The 20,976-nt window shown below is 37.0% G+C and carries 17 protein-coding genes; 5 read left to right on the top strand and 12 right to left on the bottom strand.

Annotated elements, in window-relative coordinates; genetic code table 11:
• Together IGL32_RS03180 and fni are read left to right on the top strand one after the other, a co-directional pair.
• Positions 1-1,107: a phosphomevalonate kinase gene (locus tag IGL32_RS03180; protein ID WP_002355777.1), complete on the top strand. Its 1,107-nt coding sequence runs from the start codon at positions 1-3 to the stop codon at positions 1,105-1,107.
• The gene (fni, locus tag IGL32_RS03175; protein WP_002399734.1) at positions 1,091-2,134 is read left to right on the top strand and encodes a type 2 isopentenyl-diphosphate Delta-isomerase; all 1,044 of its coding nucleotides are present in this window, start codon (positions 1,091-1,093) and stop codon (positions 2,132-2,134) included. Before IGL32_RS03180 ends, fni begins: the two co-directional genes overlap by 17 nt.
• Positions 2,135-2,178: 44 nt before the next feature.
• Here fni and adhE read toward each other — a convergent pair whose 3' ends face one another.
• The 5 genes from adhE to IGL32_RS03150 form a co-directional block, all read right to left on the bottom strand.
• Positions 2,179-4,776, bottom strand: coding sequence for a bifunctional acetaldehyde-CoA/alcohol dehydrogenase (adhE, locus tag IGL32_RS03170; protein ID WP_002388933.1), 2,598 nt, complete (start codon positions 4,774-4,776; stop codon positions 2,179-2,181).
• A gap of 156 nt (positions 4,777-4,932) precedes the next feature.
• Complete coding sequence (locus tag IGL32_RS03165) at positions 4,933-5,238, bottom strand: post-transcriptional regulator (protein ID WP_002387014.1); 306 nt, start codon at positions 5,236-5,238, stop codon at positions 4,933-4,935.
• Between the two features lie 412 nt (positions 5,239-5,650).
• Complete coding sequence (gene yajC, locus IGL32_RS03160; protein WP_002383336.1) at positions 5,651-6,049, bottom strand: preprotein translocase subunit YajC; 399 nt, start codon at positions 6,047-6,049, stop codon at positions 5,651-5,653.
• Between the two features lie 60 nt (positions 6,050-6,109).
• Positions 6,110-7,255, bottom strand: a complete 1,146-nt coding sequence (tgt, locus tag IGL32_RS03155) for a tRNA guanosine(34) transglycosylase Tgt (RefSeq protein WP_002355772.1) — start codon at positions 7,253-7,255, stop codon at positions 6,110-6,112.
• Between the two features lie 158 nt (positions 7,256-7,413).
• Entirely contained in the window at positions 7,414-8,520 is a 1,107-nt protein-coding gene (locus IGL32_RS03150; RefSeq protein ID WP_002379176.1) for an iron-containing alcohol dehydrogenase family protein, read from the bottom strand.
• A gap of 170 nt (positions 8,521-8,690) precedes the next feature.
• On the opposite strand from IGL32_RS03150, the gene IGL32_RS03145 reads away from it, so the two are divergent.
• From IGL32_RS03145 to IGL32_RS03135, 3 genes are read left to right on the top strand one after another with little or no spacing between them, the layout of a single operon-like run.
• A complete protein-coding gene (locus tag IGL32_RS03145) occupies positions 8,691-10,154 on the top strand; it encodes an ABC transporter permease subunit (RefSeq protein ID WP_002358820.1) in 1,464 nt (487 codons plus the stop codon).
• A complete protein-coding gene (locus tag IGL32_RS03140) occupies positions 10,147-10,869 on the top strand; it encodes an amino acid ABC transporter ATP-binding protein (protein WP_002361352.1) in 723 nt (240 codons plus the stop codon). The genes IGL32_RS03145 and IGL32_RS03140 overlap by 8 nt, the downstream gene beginning before the upstream one ends.
• Before the next feature lie 15 nt (positions 10,870-10,884).
• Complete coding sequence (locus IGL32_RS03135) at positions 10,885-12,039, top strand: pyridoxal phosphate-dependent aminotransferase (RefSeq protein WP_002355768.1); 1,155 nt, start codon at positions 10,885-10,887, stop codon at positions 12,037-12,039.
• Positions 12,040-12,086: 47 nt separating this feature from the next.
• Here IGL32_RS03135 and IGL32_RS03130 read toward each other — a convergent pair whose 3' ends face one another.
• From IGL32_RS03130 to IGL32_RS03100, 7 genes are read right to left on the bottom strand one after another with little or no spacing between them, the layout of a single operon-like run.
• Positions 12,087-12,398 carry a hypothetical protein gene (locus tag IGL32_RS03130; RefSeq protein ID WP_002355767.1) on the bottom strand — a complete coding sequence of 104 codons (312 nt, stop codon included), beginning with the start codon at positions 12,396-12,398 and terminating at the stop codon, positions 12,087-12,089.
• 15 nt (positions 12,399-12,413) lie between these two features.
• Entirely contained in the window at positions 12,414-13,274 is an 861-nt protein-coding gene (locus tag IGL32_RS03125; RefSeq protein WP_002386179.1) for a hypothetical protein, read from the bottom strand.
• Positions 13,264-15,330, bottom strand: a complete 2,067-nt coding sequence (locus IGL32_RS03120) for a cellulose biosynthesis cyclic di-GMP-binding regulatory protein BcsB (protein WP_002373524.1) — start codon at positions 15,328-15,330, stop codon at positions 13,264-13,266. The genes IGL32_RS03125 and IGL32_RS03120 overlap by 11 nt, the downstream gene beginning before the upstream one ends.
• A 14-nt stretch (positions 15,331-15,344) precedes the next feature.
• Positions 15,345-16,607 (bottom strand): glycosyltransferase, encoded by a 1,263-nt coding sequence (locus IGL32_RS03115; protein WP_002355764.1) that lies wholly within the window; start codon positions 16,605-16,607, stop codon positions 15,345-15,347.
• Complete coding sequence (locus tag IGL32_RS03110) at positions 16,604-18,187, bottom strand: hypothetical protein (RefSeq protein WP_002355763.1); 1,584 nt, start codon at positions 18,185-18,187, stop codon at positions 16,604-16,606. The genes IGL32_RS03115 and IGL32_RS03110 overlap by 4 nt, the downstream gene beginning before the upstream one ends.
• The gene (locus IGL32_RS03105; RefSeq protein ID WP_002407685.1) at positions 18,177-19,697 is read right to left on the bottom strand and encodes a hypothetical protein; all 1,521 of its coding nucleotides are present in this window, start codon (positions 19,695-19,697) and stop codon (positions 18,177-18,179) included. Before IGL32_RS03105 ends, IGL32_RS03110 begins: the two co-directional genes overlap by 11 nt.
• Positions 19,698-19,710: 13 nt before the next feature.
• Positions 19,711-20,919: a hypothetical protein gene (locus IGL32_RS03100; RefSeq protein ID WP_002385036.1), complete on the bottom strand. Its 1,209-nt coding sequence runs from the start codon at positions 20,917-20,919 to the stop codon at positions 19,711-19,713.
• Between the last annotated feature and the right edge of the window lie 57 nt (positions 20,920-20,976).

Genomic DNA, 20,976 nt, shown 5'->3' with positions numbered 1-20,976 from the left:
ATGATTGAAGTTACTACGCCAGGAAAGTTATTTATTGCAGGAGAATATGCCGTTGTTGAACCTGGCCACCCTGCCATTATCGTTGCTGTGGATCAATTCGTAACTGTAACTGTCGAAGAAACAACAGATGAAGGCAGTATTCAATCTGCACAATACAGCTCTTTACCTATTCGTTGGACACGCCGAAATGGTGAGCTCGTATTAGATATTCGCGAAAATCCTTTTCATTATGTTTTAGCGGCGATTCATCTAACTGAAAAATATGCGCAAGAGCAAAACAAAGAATTGTCATTTTATCATTTAAAAGTGACGAGTGAATTAGATAGTTCAAATGGACGAAAATATGGTCTTGGTTCAAGCGGTGCAGTAACCGTTGGAACTGTCAAAGCCTTGAATATTTTTTATGACTTAGGTTTGGAAAATGAGGAAATTTTCAAATTATCAGCATTAGCTCACTTAGCCGTTCAAGGAAATGGTTCTTGCGGAGATATCGCCGCCAGCTGTTACGGGGGCTGGATTGCCTTTTCAACCTTCGATCATGATTGGGTCAATCAAAAAGTAGCCACTGAAACATTAACTGATTTGTTAGCAATGGACTGGCCTGAATTAATGATTTTTCCGTTAAAAGTACCGAAACAACTACGTTTACTAATTGGTTGGACAGGTAGCCCTGCGTCCACTTCAGACTTAGTTGATCGAGTCCATCAATCAAAAGAAGAAAAACAAGCGGCTTATGAGCAATTCTTAATGAAAAGTCGGCTTTGTGTCGAAACAATGATTAATGGCTTTAACACAGGAAAAATTTCTGTTATTCAAAAACAAATTACTAAAAATCGCCAATTGCTCGCCGAATTATCTTCACTGACTGGTGTGGTAATCGAAACAGAAGCCTTGAAAAATCTTTGTGATTTGGCTGAATCTTATACAGGAGCTGCGAAATCTTCTGGCGCTGGCGGGGGCGATTGTGGGATTGTAATTTTCCGCCAAAAATCTGGGATTTTACCATTAATGACTGCTTGGGAAAAAGACGGAATTACCCCACTGCCACTTCACGTCTATACCTATGGTCAAAAGGAGTGTAAGGAGAAGCATGAATCGAAAAGATGAACATCTATCATTAGCTAAAGCGTTCCACAAAGAAAAAAGTAATGACTTTGATCGTGTGCGTTTTGTTCACCAATCGTTTGCTGAATCCGCTGTTAACGAAGTAGATATTTCCACTTCGTTTCTTTCTTTTCAACTTCCCCAACCTTTTTATGTCAATGCAATGACAGGTGGTAGCCAGCGTGCAAAAGAAATTAATCAGCAATTAGGCATTATTGCCAAAGAAACTGGCCTTTTAGTTGCGACAGGATCTGTCTCGGCAGCGTTAAAAGATGCTAGTTTAGCGGATACGTATCAAATTATGCGAAAAGAAAACCCAGATGGACTCATTTTTGCCAATATTGGTGCAGGCTTGGGTGTGGAAGAAGCAAAGCGAGCGCTTGATTTATTTCAAGCGAATGCCTTACAAATCCATGTAAATGTGCCCCAAGAATTGGTCATGCCTGAAGGAGATCGTGATTTCACTAATTGGCTAACCAAGATTGAAGCTATCGTACAGGCCGTAGAAGTGCCTGTCATTGTCAAAGAGGTTGGCTTTGGCATGAGCCAAGAAACCTTAGAAAAACTTACCTCTATCGGCGTTCAAGCAGCGGATGTGAGCGGCCAAGGCGGAACGAGTTTTACACAAATTGAAAATGCCCGGCGGAAGAAACGAGAACTTTCTTTCTTAGATGATTGGGGGCAATCAACGGTCATCTCTCTTCTGGAATCACAAAATTGGCAAAAGAAACTAACTATTCTCGGCTCTGGCGGTGTGCGTAACTCTCTTGATATTGTCAAAGGACTCGCTTTAGGTGCCAAAAGCATGGGAGTTGCTGGGACTATCTTAGCTTCCCTTATGAGTAAAAATGGTTTAGAAAATACCTTAGCCCTTGTACAGCAATGGCAAGAAGAAGTGAAAATGCTTTATACTCTTTTAGGAAAAAAGACGACAGAAGAATTGACGAGTACCGCACTTGTCCTCGATCCAGTTTTAGTTAATTGGTGTCATAACCGTGGTATCGACAGCACTGTTTTCGCAAAACGTTAAAGAGACCAGAACATTAATGTTCTGGTCTCTTTATTTGAGTTCTTTTATCCTACATAAGCATCTAAGATAATTTGTTTTAGTTCACTAATTAATGGTTCTTTCGGATTTGCAGTTGTACATTGGTCTTCATATGCAAGTTCTGCCATACGATCAACCGTTGTGTCTAATGTTTCTTGTGAGACACCTTGGGCTTTCAAGTTCATGTCAATTCCGACTGATTTACCTAAATCTGCTACTGCTGTTGCTAAAGCTTCTACTAATTCTGCGGTAGTATTTCCTTTTAAGCCTAAGAATTTTGCAATGTCTGCATAATCAGTATCGGCGCGGAAGTAATCATATTTAGGGAACATTGCGTGTTTTGATGGATCTTTCGCATTGTAACGAATAATATGTGGTAATAAAATCGCATTTGTACGACCATGTGGAATGCCATATTCCCCACCAATTTTATGAGCAATAGAGTGACAAATACCTAAGAATGCATTGGCAAATGCCATCCCTGCCATGGTTGATGCATTATGCATTTTTTCGCGAGATTCCATATCTGGACGTTTCACTGAATTTTCTAAATGATCGAAAACTAACTTGATTGCTTGTAAACTTAAACCACGTGTGTAATCTGAAGCCATCACGGAAACATAAGATTCAATAGCATGTGTTAAAACATCCATACCTGTATCTGCAGTGACTGAAGCTGGCACAGACATTACGAACTGTGGATCAACAATCGCTACATCTGGTGTTAACGCATAGTCTGCTAACGGATATTTCACGTGTGTTTCACTATCAGTAATAACGGCAAATGGTGTAACTTCTGAACCAGTTCCTGAAGTAGTTGGGATACAAACAAATTGTGTTTTTTCTGGTTTGGCAATTTTATATGTCCGTTTGCGGATATCTAAGAATTTTTGTTTTGCACCAAAGAACTCTGTATCTGGGTGTTCATAGAACATCCACATTCCTTTCGCCGCATCCATTGCAGAACCGCCACCCAAGGCAATCACTGTATCTGGTTGGAAATCAACCATCATTTTGGTACCTGCATAAACAGTATTTGTTGATGGGTTTGGTTCAACATCAGAAAATACTTCGATTTTCACATCATTTTTACGTTTTTGTAGCTCTTTACGTACGATATCTGCATAGCCAAATTGAACCATACCAGGGTCACAAACTAACATGACACGTTCAACATTTTCCATTTTTTGTAGATATTGTAAAGAATTTTTTTCAAAGAAAATTTTTGGAGGTAATTTAAACCATTGCATATTATTTCTCCGTTTCGCTACCGTTTTAATATTAATTAAGTTAATGGCTGATACGTTTTTAGAAACAGAGTTTTTCCCGTATGAACCACAACCAAGTGTTAAGGATGGAATCATTTCGTTATAAATGTTACCGATACCGCCTTCTGCTGATGGAGTATTCACTAAAATACGACAAGCTTTCATACGTAAACCAAAAGCAACTTGTAACTCTTCATCTTCTGTATGAATTACTGCTGTATGTCCTAAACCACCTAAGTTTAACATCGCTTCACATAGTTCAAAAGCATGCTCTGCATTGTTTGATTTCATCATTGCTAAAACTGGCGATAATTTTTCTCTTGATAATGGATATTCTGGACCTGCACCTTCTAATTCAGCGACTAAAATTTTTGTGCCTTTTGGTACACTAATTCCTGCTAATTCAGCAATTTTTTCTGCAGAGTTACCGACAATCGCTGGATTTACTGCGTATTTGCCTTCATTCATCACTGCATCTTCTAGTTTTTGTAATTCATTCGGTTTCACGAAGTAAACATTGTGTGCTTCAAACTCAGCTTTGACAGAAGCATAAATTTCTTTATCCACAATGACCGCTTGCTCAGAAGCACAAATCATTCCATTATCAAATGATTTTGAAACAATTAAATCATTAACCGCACGTTTTACTTTAGCTGTTTTTTCAATATAAGCTGGTACGTTCCCAGGACCAACGCCTAGTGCTGGTTTACCTGTTGAGTACGCAGATTTTACCATGCCTGCGCCACCAGTTGCTAAAACAATGGCAATCCCTGGATGATTCATCAAAGCAGATGTTGCATCAATCGATGGTTGTTCAATCCATTGAATACAATTTTCTGGTGCACCTGCTGCAATCGCCGCATCCCGTACAATACGTGCCGCTTCTGCCGAACATTTTTGTGCGCTAGGATGGAAAGCAAAAACAATTGGATTTCTTGTTTTTAAGGCAATTAGTGATTTAAAAATAGTTGTTGACGTTGGGTTCGTTGTTGGTGTGACCCCACATACCACGCCAACTGGCTCAGCAATTTCCATTAAGCCGGTTTGTTCGTCTTTGTTAATTACACCCACTGTTTTATCATGTTTAATATTATTCCAAATGTATTCAGATGCATACATATTTTTGATTGCTTTATCTTCATAGATTCCACGGCCAGTTTCTTCGACAGCCATTTTTGCTAAAGGCATATGTTGGTCTAACGCCGCCATCGCCATTTGATGGACAATGTGATCTACTTGTTCTTGTGTAAAATCTTCCATTGCTTTTAAAGCGACATTCGCTTTTGTTGCTAATTCATCAATCATTGATGAAACATCAACTGTTTCTGTCTTTTCTTTTTTTACTGTTTTAACCATGTTCATCCTCCTAAGAGTTTCATTTTAAAAAAACTTTGTTAACTATTTCACATTCACATCATACAACATAAAACGAATCTTGTAAATAGTTTTTGTGATATTTTTCACAACTATTTATAATTTTTTTTATCTCAAAAAAAAGACCTATTCTTTTTTCTAGAATAAGTCTTCAATATCATGCCAGTCCCTTAAAGGATTTTTTGATGTCTGTGCCAATAATTGTTGATAGTCAAAAAATTCATTCGGCTTAACCTTATGAATGTCTTTGCGACAGTCTTTGACAGATAAATGGGTTTGTTTTTTCCAACGATAGGTGAGTAAATAAGTCAATAAATCTTCTTCGTTGATGGAAGAATAACCTAGTTCACGAAAATTTTGGCACTTCTTTTTAATACTTTTATTGAGCATTTTTTGTTGTAACCAACTTAATTTTTCCTTTGTCATGGGCTCTTCTCCTTCCAACCAAGCGAAAGATTGCTCACTTTTTAACTATCTTCCAACACTATAAAAAGGAACCTTTTTTGTAAACTTAATAGTTAAAAAGGACTTAGAACAAGGTCGGGACAGAAGTGTTTAACTCCGAGAAATAAGAAGAAATTTCCGAAAATTGTTCTTTAATTTTGGGAGAATTTTGGCTTATTTCCGAAGGAGTTGCTTCTGTTCCCGCCGTTTATCAATTTTTAAGCCTGGGACAAAAATCCAAAGTGATTTTTGTCCCAGGCTCCTTCCTAGTCCTACATTTTAAGATAAACGACACGAGCGGAATAGGAATTATCTCTTCTTATTGGCTTTCTCGTGTGACTACTGGTCACAGTTTCGCCTTTGAAAAGCCTGTTCCGCTCTCTCTAACCATTAAATGAATTAGTTGATTCGTTTAGTCTTTCTTTTCTTTTGAAGGATCTGATGTTTCAGGAACTTCAGTTACTTCTTCTGTGACTGTCTCTTCAACTTCTGTGACTGGTACACTAGTTACTGCTGAATCATTTGTAACGGCAGTTCCAGGTGTTACAGTTCGAATTGCTGCACGGTCAAATTCTAAGACAATACCTTCGCAATCGATTAAAACTGTTTTTTCATTGATTTCACTTAAAACACCATGTAAACCACCAATTGTGACAACACTATCGCCAGTTTTCATTGCGTTTAGTTGTTTTTGACGTTCTTGCTGTTGTTTCTTTTGAGAACGTGTCATGAAAAACATCATTCCTCCTAAAAGGACTAATGTAAAAATCATTGTAAATCCGCCACCCATTTGTTTCACCTCACTCTGCATTATTCACACTACTAACTGTATCAAAAAAATGCTTGAAGAACTAGTTTTTTCCTCTAATTTTTAGAAACTTTTTGCATTCGCTTTATTAAAGCCATATTCTTCAAAAAACGCTTGTCGGAATTCTAATAAATTGTCGTCCATAATTGCTTGACGGACATTTTTCATTAAGTCTAACAAGAAGTATAAATTATGATACGATGTTAAACGGATTCCGAATGTTTCATCACATTTAATCAAATGACGAATATAGGCCCGCGTATAATTACGACAAACATAACAATCACATTTTTCATCAAGCGGACGAAAATCTCTTGCATATTGGGCATTTTTAACAACCAAGCGACCTTGTGAAGTCATACAAGTACCATTGCGCGCAATACGTGTTGGTAGCACACAATCAAACATGTCAATCCCACGAATCACTCCATCAATTAATGAATCAGGGGCACCCACACCCATTAAGTAACGTGGTTTATTTTCAGGAATTAACGGTGTCGTAAAGTCTAAGACTCGGTTCATTTCTTCCTTAGACTCACCAACAGATAAGCCACCAATCGAATAGCCAGGAAAATCCATACTCACTAAATCTTTAGCACTTTGACGACGTAAATCTTCAAATCCCGCACCTTGAACAATACCGAATAATCCCTGTCTATCAGGATTCGCATGGGCTTTTAAGCCACGCTCAGCCCAACGAGAAGTCCGTTCAATCGAACGTTTGACATACTCATAGCTTTCATCAAATGGTGGACATTCATCAAAGCTCATCATAATATCTGATCCTAATTTATTTTGAATATTGATCGCTTTTTCTGGAGAAAGGAACATTTTTGAACCATTTAAATGATTTCTAAAATGCACACCTTCTTCTTCGATTTTCCGCATATCACTTAATGAGAAGACTTGGAAGCCACCTGAATCAGTTAAAATAGGTTGATCCCAGTTCATAAATTTGTGTAAACCGCCTGCTTCTTCGACTAAATCTTCACCTGGGCGTAACCATAAATGGTAAGTATTACTTAAAATAACACCGGCACCCATTTCTTTTAATTCTTCTGGTGACATTGTTTTAACTGTCGCAAGTGTACCTACCGGCATAAACATTGGTGTTGGAAATGTGCCGTGAGGAGTAATTAATTCACCTAAACGCGCACCTGTGTGTTTATCTTTTTTGATTAAACGATAACGAATGGCTGGTTCCGTCATTCATTTCCCTACTTTCTACTATAATTTGTCCTCCCATCATCATACTTTTTTTTTATTGAATTTGCAAGGATTTCTCAAGGTTTCTTTTTTCAAAAAAGGATCCTTAAAAAACAGAAACTAATTCAAATAATTCAAATGAACTAGTTGCTGTTTGGCACTTATTTTGTCGCTGTATATTTTTCTAAATCTTGCATCGCTGTTTTCACAATTTCAGGGGTAATTTTTTGTTTCATATAATGAATCGTTTCGCCTTCTATACAAGCACGTTCTGCTACTTCTTGATACTCGGCTTCAGTTAAGTCCATGTCCATTTCTTTTAAAGAAATAGGCAAACCTAGTTGGTGATAGAAAGGAATCAATTCAGCGATTTCTTGCCATTTTTCTTCAATGGCTAATTGAACAAACACACCATACGCCACTTTGTTTCCATGCAATTGTCGATGGCTAGCTGGCAGCAAAGTTAGTGCATCATGAATGGAATGGGCACCTGCTGTCCGACCATAATCATCGCCAAAGCCACCCACCATTCCACCAATAATTAAATTTGTTTCGATGACATCAATAAACGATTGATTTAATTGTTGCTCTTCCATCGCTTTTAAAGCATTGATACTTTCATTTAACAAAATATCGCGGCATTTTTCCGCGGCAAAATGAGAAACTTGAATAGGTAACACTTGGACATCTAACTGCGAAATAATCGCATCTGCTTCGTACCATTTAGCTAATGTATCCCCAATACCTGCCACCATTAAGGACCGAGGCGAATGTAATAACACTCTTGGTTCTACCAACACCAAAGCGTTTGCTTGCGGAAAAACGTCATATCGTTCCATTGCTCCATCTTCTCGATACATTACACTCAATGGCGTGCACGGTGCACAAGTAGCTGCTAAAGTGGGCAAAATAATTACCGGTAACGCCATTTTGTGTGCTAAGGCTTTGCCCAAGTCGGCCACTTTTCCTCCACCAACAGCGACGATGGCCTCTAAATGATTGTCCAGCACTTGCGCTTCTAACTCTTGCACACGTTGATCTGTACAAACACCTCCATAGTTTTCAAAAACAGCTGTTACTTTTTGAAACGTCGGAAAATACGGTTTTGCCGCTTGCCATGACTCAGTCCCGTGTAAAATGAATACACGATGAATATTTCTGCATAATAGTTGTCCTTCTAATAATTCCCACGAACCAATTTCGCAAAGATACTCTTGTGGTGTCCCTCTCACAATTAATGATTGTTCCATCTTGAAAATCCCCTTCATTTTTGACTTTTGAAAATTTTTTTGAAAAAGTTGTATTTTTTCAACTCTACTACTTTTCCTTTTACATATTCTATGATATGATAAACCACATCATAACACAATAAATTTTTATACATTTATTCGCTTTTTTTGAATATTTATAAAAATAATACAAAAAGGAGTTTACGCAAATGACCAAATGTAAAAAATGGCTACAGACGATTTTACCAATTTTATTCTTGTTGCTCTCATTATTACCTATTAAAGAAACTTTTGCAGCCGAAACCGATCCAGTCTATGACAAAATCATCCAAAAGGGAGAACTAGTTGTCGGCTTATCCGCAGACTATGCCCCTTATGAATTTCATGCAAAAGTAGATGGTGAAGATAAAATTGTCGGTTTTGATATTTCTATTGCTCAAAAAATTGCCGACGATTTAGGCGTTAAATTAAAAATCGAAGAACTAGGCTTTGATGCTCTGTTAGGGGCCTTAAAAACTGGCAAGATTGACATGGTCATCTCTGGCATGTCGCCAACGCCTGAACGATTAAAAGAAGTAGCTTTTTCTCAACCATATATGAACGTTCAACAAAGAGTCATTGTTCGGAAAGAAGACAAAGATAAATTTCATTCCACTAAAGATTTCGAAGGCGTTCGTGCAGGTGCCCAAAAGCAAACGACACAAGAAGAATTAATTAAAACCGAATTAACCGGTGCTGTCCCTACTTCTCTTCAAAAAATTCCAGATTTAATTATGAATCTAAAAAATAATAAATTAGATGCAGTCGTTATGGAAGAACCGGTTGGCGAAGCCTATGTTTCTCAAAATGAGGATTTAGCTTTTGCTGATGTTACCTTTGAAAAAGGCTCAAAAGATACTGCCGTTGCTTTTCCTAAAGATGCGCCCGTTTTGACGGAGAAAGTAAATGCCTCTATTAAACAAATTAATGATCAAAAATTAATGGACGGTTATAAAAAAGAAGCCAATCAATTAATGTTCCAAAAAGATCAAAGCTTTTTACAAAAGTATGGAAAGTTCTACCTTAACGGTGCAGGCTATACCATTTTCCTAGCTTTCATTGGTGTTTTGTTTGGTGCCATTTTAGGGGCATTACTTGCCTTAATGAAGTTAGCCAATTCCAAAATTTTACGTGGCATTGCCATTGCTTATATTGAATATGTTCGTGGCACTCCTTTGCTTGTTCAAATTTTTATTGTCTATTTCGGGACAGGCGTTCTTGGCTTAGACTTATCAAAAGTAGCAGCTGGTTGTATTGCCCTTTCTTTAAACAGTGGTGCATATGTAGCAGAAATTATTCGTGCTGGTATTCAGGCAGTTAATAAAGGACAATTGGAAGCTGCTCGTTCTTTGGGAATGAATCAAAACCAAGCAATGCGATACATCATTTTCCCACAAGCTATTAAAAATATTTTACCAGCGTTAGGCAATGAATTTGTTACAGTAATTAAAGAATCTTCCGTTGTTTCAGTCATTGGTGTTTCAGAACTAATTTTCCAAGCTGGCAACGTTCAAGGAGCAAGTTTTAAACCCTTCTTACCTTATTTAATTGTATCGTTAATTTATTTCGTCCTAACCTTTACTATCTCACGTCTATTAGGTGTTGCTGAAAGGAGAATGAGTACTAGTGATTAACATTAAAAACTTACAGAAAACATTCGGAAAAAATGAAGTACTTAAAGGAATTGACTTAGAAATTGAAGCTGGTGAAGTTGTCGTAATTATTGGCCCTTCTGGTAGTGGTAAAAGTACTTTTTTACGTTGCTTGAACTTATTAGAAACACCAACTGGTGGCAGCGTTGAATTTGAAGGAAAAAATTTATTAGATAAAAATACCAACATTGATCAACTTCGTCAAAAAATGGGAATGGTATTCCAAAATTTCAATCTTTTCCCGCATAAAAATGTCTTGGAAAACTTAACGATTAGTCCTGTTAAAGTAAAAAAAGAAGCCGCTTCTGAAGCCACAGAACATGCTCTTTCTTTACTGGAACAAGTTGGTTTATCAGATAAAAAAGAAAATTATCCCTCTCAACTTTCTGGTGGGCAACAACAACGGGTAGCGATTGCTCGTGCTTTAGCCATGCGCCCTGACGTGATGCTGTTCGATGAACCAACTTCTGCCTTAGACCCTGAAATGGTGGGCGAAGTGCTATCCGTTATGAAAAATTTAGCTATTGAAGGGATGACAATGGTAGTGGTTACCCACGAAATGGGCTTCGCAAAAGAAGTCGCGGACCGTGTCATTTTTATGGATGCAGGAATCATTCAAGAAGAAGGCACACCTGAAGAAATTTTTGATGCGCCACAAAACCCAAGAACACAAGATTTTCTAAGAAAAGTTTTATAAAAAGGAGCACCTAGTATGGATCGCAAGAATATCGCAACACGTTACCAACAACCTACTGAAAATTTACTCATGGATATTGCAACATTGGCGAAAAAGACCCCAAATTTAATCGATTTATCGATTGGTGACCCTGACTTAATTACCGATGAGCGGATTATCGAACAAGCAGCTAACGATGCCAAAAATGGGCATACAAAATATACCGCTTCTGATGGTAGCGAGGCATTCATTGAGGCGGTCATTCAGTTTTATCAGTCACATTATCAATTATCTTTTCAACCGAATCAAGTCCGGGCCACAGTTGGCGCTCTACACGGGATGTACCTTGCCTTACAAGTGATTCTAAATCCTGGAGATGAAGTGATTATTCATGAACCTTATTTCTCTCCTTATAAAGACCAAGTCCTTTTAGCAGATGGCGTTCCGGTCTTTTTACCAACCTATGAAGAAGATGGTTTCCAAATTGATGTAGCTCTTTTGAAAGAAAAAATCACGCCTAAAACCAAAGCGATTATTCTTAATTCACCGAATAACCCGACAGGCGCTGTTTTCTCTGAAGAAACTTTCAGAGAAATTGCACAGGTAGCGATTGAACACAACTTATACATTCTTTCAGATGAAGTTTATGAAGCCTTTTGTTTCCAAGAAACGTTTACTCCCATGGCTACGTTTGCTCCAGAAAATACTATCACTTTTGGCAGCTTTTCAAAAGCCTTTGCAATGACTGGTTGGCGTATTGGTTATATGATTGCCCCAGACTATATTAACGAAGTAGCCAAATTAATTAATGAAGGCGTTACGTATTCTGCGCCTACGTTGTCACAGCAAGCAGGAATCTATGCGTTACAACATTTTGACGAATTTGTAGACCCAATCGTTGAAGTGTTCCAAACACGTTTAGAGTATGTGGCACAACGAGTAGCAAAGATTCCTTTCCTTTCGCTTCATCCAGTCAAAGGAAGTATATACGCCTTCATTAACATTCAAAAAACCGGACTAACTTCCGTTCCTTTTGTGGAAAAGCTTTTAAAAGAGACACAAGTATTAGTGATTCCTGGAAAAGCATTTGGTGAAACAACAGGCGATGAGTACATTCGTTTAGCCGCAACACAAAATTTAGATTTATTAAAGGAAGCGTTCGATCGAATTGAAAGAATGACCTTTGAATAAAAAAAGCTTCTGCATTAGCTAATAATCATAGCTAATGCAGAAGCTTTTTAGATTTCTTCTATCAATTCAATCGCTTGCCCGCCAACATGCGGTGGAATTGACATAGTCATCGGCGGCAAGCCCACGACTGTGAAACGGACTTTGGTCCCTTTTTTCAAGTGAGACAGTGGGATACTTTCCTCTAACTGTTCAACAAGTATGTTTAAAATTACCCCATGAGAAAATAAGGGAACAATGGATTCTGGATCACTTTCTGCTTGGATATTTTCTAAATGTAATCGCATTGACAATGGCTGCGTCTCATTTAACACACCAGCCTCTGCTAATTTCCCTGTAAAAACAGCAAGTTTTTCAGTCATTTGTTTGCCTCCTTTTTAAACATCATATTGAAGAGAATTAATTCCATCCCCTAAAAATTCTGAAGCGTTGTTAAATTCGGCAGGATCATATTTGGTATAGGAAACTTGTAATGTCAAAGTAATATTTCTTAAGGTTTCAGAATGGGTAAATTTCTCTTGAGCTTGTTGTTTGAATTCTTTTCTAGTAGTGTATCCGTCATCCCCATCGCGGAAAATTAATAACGCCCAAGTCGGCGGTGTGCCGTCGATAAAGTATGGTAAGAAGCGATCATCCGTTGTCTCTTTAATCGCCGCTGTCACGATTTGTAGCAATTCATTTTTTTGTTCAGGACTTAATAAGTTACGAATACTTTCCCAATAGGCCACTCGGATCACGACTAAATATAACGGCGCTTCATAACGTGTAGAAATATCAGAAAATAAATCGAATCCTTCCTCGTACATTTTTGCTGTTCTTAAATTAGTTACTGCATCTAACGCATTTAACCGTGAAGTTTCTTTACGTAAGCGAATATTTTCTTCTTCAATCGTACGAATTTGATAAGTCACTGCATAGATTGTTAAACAGTAGAGCGGCGGCATGATTAGCCAAAATAATGAGCCATAGCTAAACAAATCATGATAGACATACTGATATACAACATAGGTCAATTGTAGAAAAATAAATATAAGCGAAAATGTTAACCCCGCTGTAATTCCTACAAAATAGGTAACGATAATTAAGATAACTGAAATTAATAGACAACTTAAGTCCACAAAGAAATCATTCGTTCCTAAGGCCATAAAGATGGTTGTGCCGACAACCAAAACAATTCCTACCAACAAAGTTAAATCCAAAAGTAAGGTCACTCGTTTTTGATTCACTCTATTCCCCACCTTTCAAATTCTTCTTCACGATGAAGAACGCACTTAATCCAATAATGGTCATACCAATTAAGAAGACAAATAGATAAATCATTAATTTATGATTATTGACAATTCGTTTACCTAATGATTCGTTGCTAACGTTGCTTACACGTTTTTTGAAACGATAATCATAGCGACGATAGTTCGGATCGACCACAATGGCATCTCCTTTGTACATAGAAGTATTCTTCTCTGTATTCACTTGTGTAGAGGCTAAAAAGACACCTTGTGATTTAGCTCCTGTTAAGATTAACGCCGCGGCTTTCGCATTATATGGAGAAAACATTAACTGCGCCGTACCGATTTGTTTACCATAATCTTTTTCAATGCTCAGTTTCTCGTTTGAAACAAAACGTGTGAAGTCCTTATCATAATGGAAATATAATTGATCGTTTAACTTACGAATCATCGGATTATCCTTAGGCGTACCAAAAATAATCAAGTTATGATTTTCTAATGCCGCATTTTTAGGCGCTTTTTTATAATACGTAATCTCACCGACATTACTTTCGGCATAATTACCAATTAAGTTAAATAGATTGGTCAACACTTTAAAATAGTTATCGTCCATTTTTTCTGGTAATAAAATCGCTAAATCAGCAAAAGAACGGCTTCTGATAAAAATGTTCGGATAGTTGTTAAATAATATGTCATTCAGTTCTTCTGTTTGAATAAACGCATTCGAATTATTTTCAATAAAGGCCCATGGAGTCTGACCATTTCGTAAAACTTCTGGTGATTTAACATTCAAATCAAAAGCAACTTTTAAAACAAAACTATCAGCAATTTCTAAGTTCTTTGGAAATTCGAGATTTAATTCATCACCGTTCGCACGAGCAGCGGTTAATTTCTTGCTGCCAATTGGTTTGTCATTGGCATAGACCGTCACTAAAGAAGAATCAAAATCTAAGTTTTCAGCGTATTTAAAATGTAAATGCACGCGACTTCCATTGGCATTGTTTCGATCCACTGGTAAATTGACAAAGTACGTTTGTTCTTGGTGATAAGCCCCTTCTAGTTTGTCCCCCGTTGAGGTTAATGGATAATTTCCATCAAATTCTAAAGTTGAACTAAACGTATCGGTATTCTCATCAACTGTTGTCTCTTCTTTATCTGTTTGGGTCATTAATTCATAGTTTGCTAAATAACGTCCCGCACGAACAAGTAAGTCCTCATCTTTAGAAGTAGCTACTAAAACATGCTTATCTGGTTGATTGAAAAATTTTAAGACAGCCTGGTCCTCCACGCGTTTGCTATCAATTTGACTTTTATACTGATCTGGTAATTTATCATAGCTGGCAATAATCAACTGATAGGGTGCTGACTGTTCTTTGTTCAAAGAAGCCATTGGCAACAATTCTTCTGAGGTAGTAATCAAACGAGCAGCACCAGCTAACGCATGGGTCGCTGCAGCTAATTCTTTTTCCGATGCATTTTCTGGTGTCAAAATAACACTGTGTTTATTCGCAATCGTGTCTGCTCCCACAAAATGATTATAAAAAGAATGAATCGTATTCTCTGGTAATTGTAAATCGTATTGGAAGTTTACGTTAGATCCTTCATACATCGTTAACCAATTTGCTGGAGTTTCAATTAAATTATACATGTCGTTTCCTGCCTGATTAATAATTTGGCCTTCAACAGTCAATGTATTTGTCTCTTTAATCAGTTCCAAAGGGATTTCAATCGTCTTTTGTTGAATACCAGTCGTATTTTCAGGACGCCAAGAATAAAACTTCACACCATTAACTGCCACAGTTAAATCTGAGGTCTGATTATTTTTTAATTGTGTGATTTGGTAGGTCATATTGAATGATGCTTTTTTTACGTCCCAATAATCAATTTTTGTAAAATACATGGTGCTACGGACAGAAGTACCTGTTAAAGAGATTGTTTTATTTTGAAAAGGTTGTGTAAAGGTATGGTTGTCTTGTTCTTTGTTTTCGGCATATACGGTCGGACTTGCGACACCAATCAGAATTGCCAGAAAGAACAACCCTATTAAAGTGACTGTTTTTTGTTTCATTGCACGTTTCCTCCTTATTTAAATCGTTCAGTTTTGTACCATTTTGTTTGTGTTTGTTTATGAAAAACATTTTCTTTAATATACATCACCATGCCATAAGCGGCGACTACTAGCCACATCTGACTGTATGTAATATACATCAAGGCAATAATTAAGATATTCTCTAAAGTCATTTCGCCTTTTTCGGTTGTAATACTGACAAAAGTACTGAAAATAAATAACAAAATCGCTAACAACCACAAGGAATTGCTAAATCCTTGCAGGGTCGTTGTTAAGTAACCAGACATTGATAAAACTAACATGATGTCTGACAAAACGAGCGATGTCATTAAGAGAAAATAAATGGACAAGAAATATAAAATATCAAAACGGATCCGACTCGCTTTAGGATTAAACAATAATTTAGCATTTTTAACAATGACATAAATATTGCCTTTGACCCATCGCGTCCGTTGTCGGAACCAAACTGACAAAGTTTGTGGCTCTTGCTCCCACGTCACTGCTTTTGGTTGAAACTTAATTTTATAGCCCATCATATAGATGCGGAAACTGATTTCTGTATCTTCGGCTAACGCTTTGTCATCCCAGCCGCCAATGGCTTCAATAATACTACGACGAACAATGAAATTTGTGCCAGGAATCGTGCATAACTTAAATAATTGAAAACGACCGGCTTGTGCCATCCATTGAAAGGCAAGTGTTTCGATATTAATAAAGCGTGTCAACAGGCTTGCATTGCGATTTCTCGTTCTAAATTTACCAATAACCGCGCCGTATTCCTCACTAGCAATTAACTCTCCAACTAAATAACGGAGTGCATTCGGTTCAGGTGTATTGTCCGCATCATAAATGGCAATCACGTCCCCCTTGGCTTGCTTGAAACCAATGTTTAAGGCATTAGACTTACCTTTCCCACCTGTTATATTGTCTGTATTAATAATCTGCAAATTTCGATTAACCGCCTTTTTTTGGACGTTAGCTAAAAGCTCAGCACTATTATCACTTGAGTTGTCATTAATCACAATAATTTCATAGCGATCTTGCGGATAATTAAAATTCAATAACGCTTCAACTGTTCGCACAATGACAATTCCTTCATTATGGGCCGGCACCATAATTGAAACAAACGGCGCGTCTTCGTCCTCTACAGGTGGTGGTGCGACAGGATCTGTTTTTAAATAATAAACATAGCCAAAAATAACTAAGAGAATATTTACAATTAGTAGACTCCAAATAATGATAGTTGCTGTTAACATTACAATGTCAGCAATGGTCATTTGTCTTCCTCCTTATTAATATATTTCGACCGATAATTCTTTCGTCCAATCATAAACAAAATAATCAGGATGATTAAAGTCAGCGTGACAACGCCAATCAAAATATTGTTTGTAATACTGAAAAAGAATGAAAATAACCCTGTAAATCGTTGTTTTTCAACTGTTGAAGCCCCTGTATCAGCCAAACCATTGACAATTTGATTGTTTAAGAAGAACCGATTATTCCGAAATTCGATTTTCTGCGTTTGTGTTTGAACAGTGAAATGTTGATCCGCTTCTGAAACACTAAACACTATTGGTGCTTCCTTGACTTCTTGAATTAGATGATCCACTTCTTTTTTAGAATTTGGAAATGAAAAACTAATGGTGGTCGGCATTGGAAATCGATAGTCATTCGGATTATCTTTATCCGTCCATTCAATCCCCGATAAATAATCATACGGTAAATCAAACAAAGCATTCTTATAAGTGATTGATTCTCCCGTTTGGTTTCGATAAAAAACGCGTTCAATCGGCGGATTTTCTCTTAGAATCACTGTATCACTAATTGCTAGACCATCCTCTTGGTATTGAAGGTCTTGATTCCAGTATCCTGGAGCAGAAATGCCTACTGGATAGACATGTCTGTCGACCAATAAACTAATCTGCTGCTCCATCAATTGTTTCAAGGCACGTTGGTCATTTAAATCAACATTGTTAACGACCGGTGTTTCTAAGAAAATGACCCCCGTCGAAGCAAACGCACGTAACGCATTCGTAAATAGTTTATAAGGTAAAATCGTATTGTTTTGTGAAACGCTCGTACTGGATAAAATATAAGGATACGTGGTTTTAACTAATTCTTCTTGCAAATAGGTTGCCACAGACATATCTCTTAACGGGTTAAAATCAGAAATCGTCAAAAACGGCCGTGACATTTTTTCACTTTCCAGCCATTGACTAATTACGTCTAAGCTTTCTAAAAAAACAGCGCCTTTGCGTTCAAACATTGGTAGAAAAGCATGCCCATTCTCAATTACACCAAATGGATATTCTTCTGGTGCTAATTCTTGTGTTTTTAATCGGCCAACCGTCTGACCTTGCGTATTTTCCAGCACAACTGATTGATCTTGAAAAGGCAATACTTGAGAAAAACGGTTTTTTTCATCTTCTAACCGATATTGACGATGACTTAATTCTTTCCACGTACCGCTAAAATATTGTTTTTCATCGTCACGCATGTTTCGACCAATGTGTAATTGTTTGCCTTTAAAATGAACTCGATCTGCTAGAAAATCAGAGGCAATAACGCCGGCTTGTTCAGGCCAATTCACCATAGAAATCAAACTGTCATAGCCATCATTTAGCAATTCGCCAGGTACATAATCTGATACCGCCACACTCTGAACTTCTACTCCAAAACTCGTCAACACTCGTTGTAAAGCATCCACATCATTTTCTTTTTTCCCAGCAATATTCAAGCTGTCATAGACAAGTAAGACATGTTTACTTGGTGCAGCCAGCGCCGGTTTGGCAAAGCCACAAAAAACGAAAAAGAGTAAGAAACACACCCAGCCAATAAGATATTGTTTATTTTTCAATTCCCTCTACCTCCCCAATGACTTGTGGTGTTGTATCTTGCCACATTCGTTTACCAATAACATCAGAAACAATTTGTAACAAGAGAAAATCTAAAAATACTGAGACTAAAAACAAATGACGTACTAAGTCACTATCCCCATCAATAATAATTGTTGAAATGAAAACAACTAATAAATTTAGATAAATTCCTGTCATTAAAAAGAAGCGAAAAACTAATCTGGGTTCGTTTCTCTTGAGTCCTCTGTATAAACCAACGCCATATAAACCAAACAGAATCACGCCTAATAATAGATAGAAAGCAAAGTTTTTAGGAAAAAAACTGGCTTTAATACGGTTATACACCATAAAAAATTTAGATTGTTCCAGCGGTGCACGCCCCGTCGTTTTCTCAAAATTCCCCACATTATTAGGCTTTACTAAGTAAACATTTGGGACCGCTGAATTCAGTCCTTGCCATAATTCAGATGGATAATTTAAATAATTCAATAACACCCATCCAAAACTCGTTTTATCAAAAAAATCTTTTTTCATTTGTTCAGAAGTTGGTGACACAGGACTGTATTCTTCAAAGTAGGAACGTCCCTTTTGCAACCCATATTGCGGGTTGATTCCGCCCTCTGACATCCGTTTATCTGGAACCTTACTATCCTTCATTACACCGCGCGTCATACTGTGGTAGACATCACGTTCATAGATATCGTTAGGAACGATAAAAGCCGCTAACGTTGTAAAACCAATCAACGCAATTAAAAAGGCCGTCATTGACAATCGTTGATAACGTTGTGACAAGTAGACAAAAAATCCTAATCCAGCAATAATTACGCCAATAATCAGCAAATATTCTTGGCGTGTTGTTCCTATTAAAAGTACTACTGCTTGTGCCAAGATAACTAAAACTATTCTTCTGAGCCAAGTTCGTGGTTTCGTCACCCGATAAAAATAGACAGAAAATGCTAAGACACTCACAGAAAGTAAAAAACTCGTCGCTTCTGTATAAAAGGAATTAAAATAAATCGTATAGGAGGTATCCCCTAAGATGAAAATAACCAACAAGGAGATAAGATAACTTTTTTTCAAAGATACGTCTTCGGTTAAGCCTCGCACCAGAATATAAATTGACACTAAAAAACAACTAAGATAAACGAAACCTAAGAAACGAATATCGAAAAGTGTCTGACTATAAAAAAGTTTATTAAGCCAAATGGCAACGGTAATGAAAAATTGTTGAGTGGAAACAAAGTGCGTCGTTGTTTCATTAAAATAACGCATAATTGAAAAGTCCTTAACAAAATAGGCCACATTGTCGTAGCTATCACCATTGACACGATAAAGACTATTTGAATTTAACACACGAAAATACTCGCCATTATCTCCCAAGCCATTAATCGGATAAACGAATAACAAAATGCTTGTCACTAACCCAATCCCTAAAACGGCCAAAAGACTTGGAGAAATATAACGACTCAACCATTCAAAAGCCGAGTTCATGTATTTTTTGATCTTTTCCATGCTTTCACCTCATCTAGAAATCATAGGCCAAAAGAGCCATTAAGTTATTATAGGAATAGACTTGTTTCGTAACTTTATCACCAAATCCTCCATAAATCGGACTGCTTGAATCCATAATTTGAAAATTATTAAGTACTGTAATTGCCGCACGATACAACTCTTTGTCATTTTCGGCAACACCAATTAAAGCCGCTATCGCATAACTAGCTGCAGATTGATTTTTATCCACGGGCGATCCATTTAAATCATACGAGTTAAAAAGCGTTCCTTGCTGAACTTGTTTTCGCACAAAATCAATACTAGTCTGCTTCGCCATACCCACTTCACTTAAATGGACAATCGTTAATAAAGATTCAATAATATTAAGTGTTCCGTTGTTTTCGTATTTATTTGTTTGATGATTAAACTTCGTTTGATAAAGAGGTAAATCATCAGAAATATAGCCATCATCTATTAATTGGTAATGATACTGCAAGTAGTCTGCTGAAATCCCAAATTCTTTGTATAGATAACCCAGCGTAATTAAGTCAATATAAAACAAAGAAGTTTCTGAAGACTGTTGTTTTGATTTACTATCGTAAAAATCAATTAAAATATTATCTTTCATAGAGGTTTTCATAAAACTCTTGCCTAATTTTTTAATTTCTTGATCATACTGATCTGTTTTAAAATGACCCCCTGCTTCAATTAATGAACGAATGATCCGTAAATCATCAATCGAGGCATTGACATTGTATTTATTGCCTTGTTCGTCAATTCGATAACTAAATTGGACGCCGTCGTAAAAGGTGTCTTTCGTCTGCTTGTAAAAATTATCAAAACGTCCCTGCGTATCAAAAGCTAAATTACGCAAATATAGACCCGAAGACTCACTTAGCAATTCATGTCCTGTGGCGACATCTTTGCGTTCAGCATCTGGTAAATAATTGGTTAAAAAGCCGCCGTCTGTTTTGAGCCGGGTTTCAATAAAAAACTTCAACAAATCTTTGCGTTCAGCTGTTTCTTTTGTGTGAAATTCATGTTTTGTTAAAAAATGTTGTTTGTCTGTCGACATTAAGCGTTGAATTTTTGGATTCACTTTTTCCACCTCTACTTTATAGGATTTTTCTCTAAACAAAAGAAAATATCCTCCCAGAAGCACCACGAATACCCCAATAAAAATCCAAAGTTTTCTCTTCATTGTTACGCCTCTTTTCCTCACTTCTTTATTGTCAGTGTACACAAAAGTACTTGTTTTTGCGAAACTTACGCTACATCTTCAAGCGCAAGAAAAAAAGCA

This window comes from Enterococcus sp. AZ035, from assembly GCF_050548325.1.
Classification (GTDB): domain Bacteria; phylum Bacillota; class Bacilli; order Lactobacillales; family Enterococcaceae; genus Enterococcus; species Enterococcus faecalis.
This window is presented reverse-complemented; position numbering and strand designations above follow the sequence as displayed.

Excerpts from the sequence above, each read along its gene's own strand:
- IGL32_RS03135 (WP_002355768.1), top strand. The coding sequence starts at position 10,885 with ATGGATCGCAAGAATATCGCAACACGTTACCAACAACCTACTGAAAAT.
- IGL32_RS03145 (WP_002358820.1), top strand. The coding sequence starts at position 8,691 with ATGACCAAATGTAAAAAATGGCTACAGACGATTTTACCAATTTTATTC.
- IGL32_RS03150 (WP_002379176.1), bottom strand. The coding sequence starts at position 8,520 with ATGAAGGGGATTTTCAAGATGGAACAATCATTAATTGTGAGAGGGACA.
- fni (WP_002399734.1), top strand. The coding sequence starts at position 1,091 with ATGAATCGAAAAGATGAACATCTATCATTAGCTAAAGCGTTCCACAAA.
- IGL32_RS03180 (WP_002355777.1), top strand. The coding sequence starts at position 1 with ATGATTGAAGTTACTACGCCAGGAAAGTTATTTATTGCAGGAGAATAT.
- IGL32_RS03120 (WP_002373524.1), bottom strand. The coding sequence starts at position 15,330 with ATGAAACAAAAAACAGTCACTTTAATAGGGTTGTTCTTTCTGGCAATT.
- tgt (WP_002355772.1), bottom strand. The coding sequence starts at position 7,255 with ATGACGGAACCAGCCATTCGTTATCGTTTAATCAAAAAAGATAAACAC.
- yajC (WP_002383336.1), bottom strand. The coding sequence starts at position 6,049 with ATGCAGAGTGAGGTGAAACAAATGGGTGGCGGATTTACAATGATTTTT.
- IGL32_RS03105 (WP_002407685.1), bottom strand. The coding sequence starts at position 19,697 with ATGGAAAAGATCAAAAAATACATGAACTCGGCTTTTGAATGGTTGAGT.
- IGL32_RS03115 (WP_002355764.1), bottom strand. The coding sequence starts at position 16,607 with ATGACCATTGCTGACATTGTAATGTTAACAGCAACTATCATTATTTGG.
- IGL32_RS03130 (WP_002355767.1), bottom strand. The coding sequence starts at position 12,398 with ATGACTGAAAAACTTGCTGTTTTTACAGGGAAATTAGCAGAGGCTGGT.
- adhE (WP_002388933.1), bottom strand. The coding sequence starts at position 4,776 with ATGGTTAAAACAGTAAAAAAAGAAAAGACAGAAACAGTTGATGTTTCA.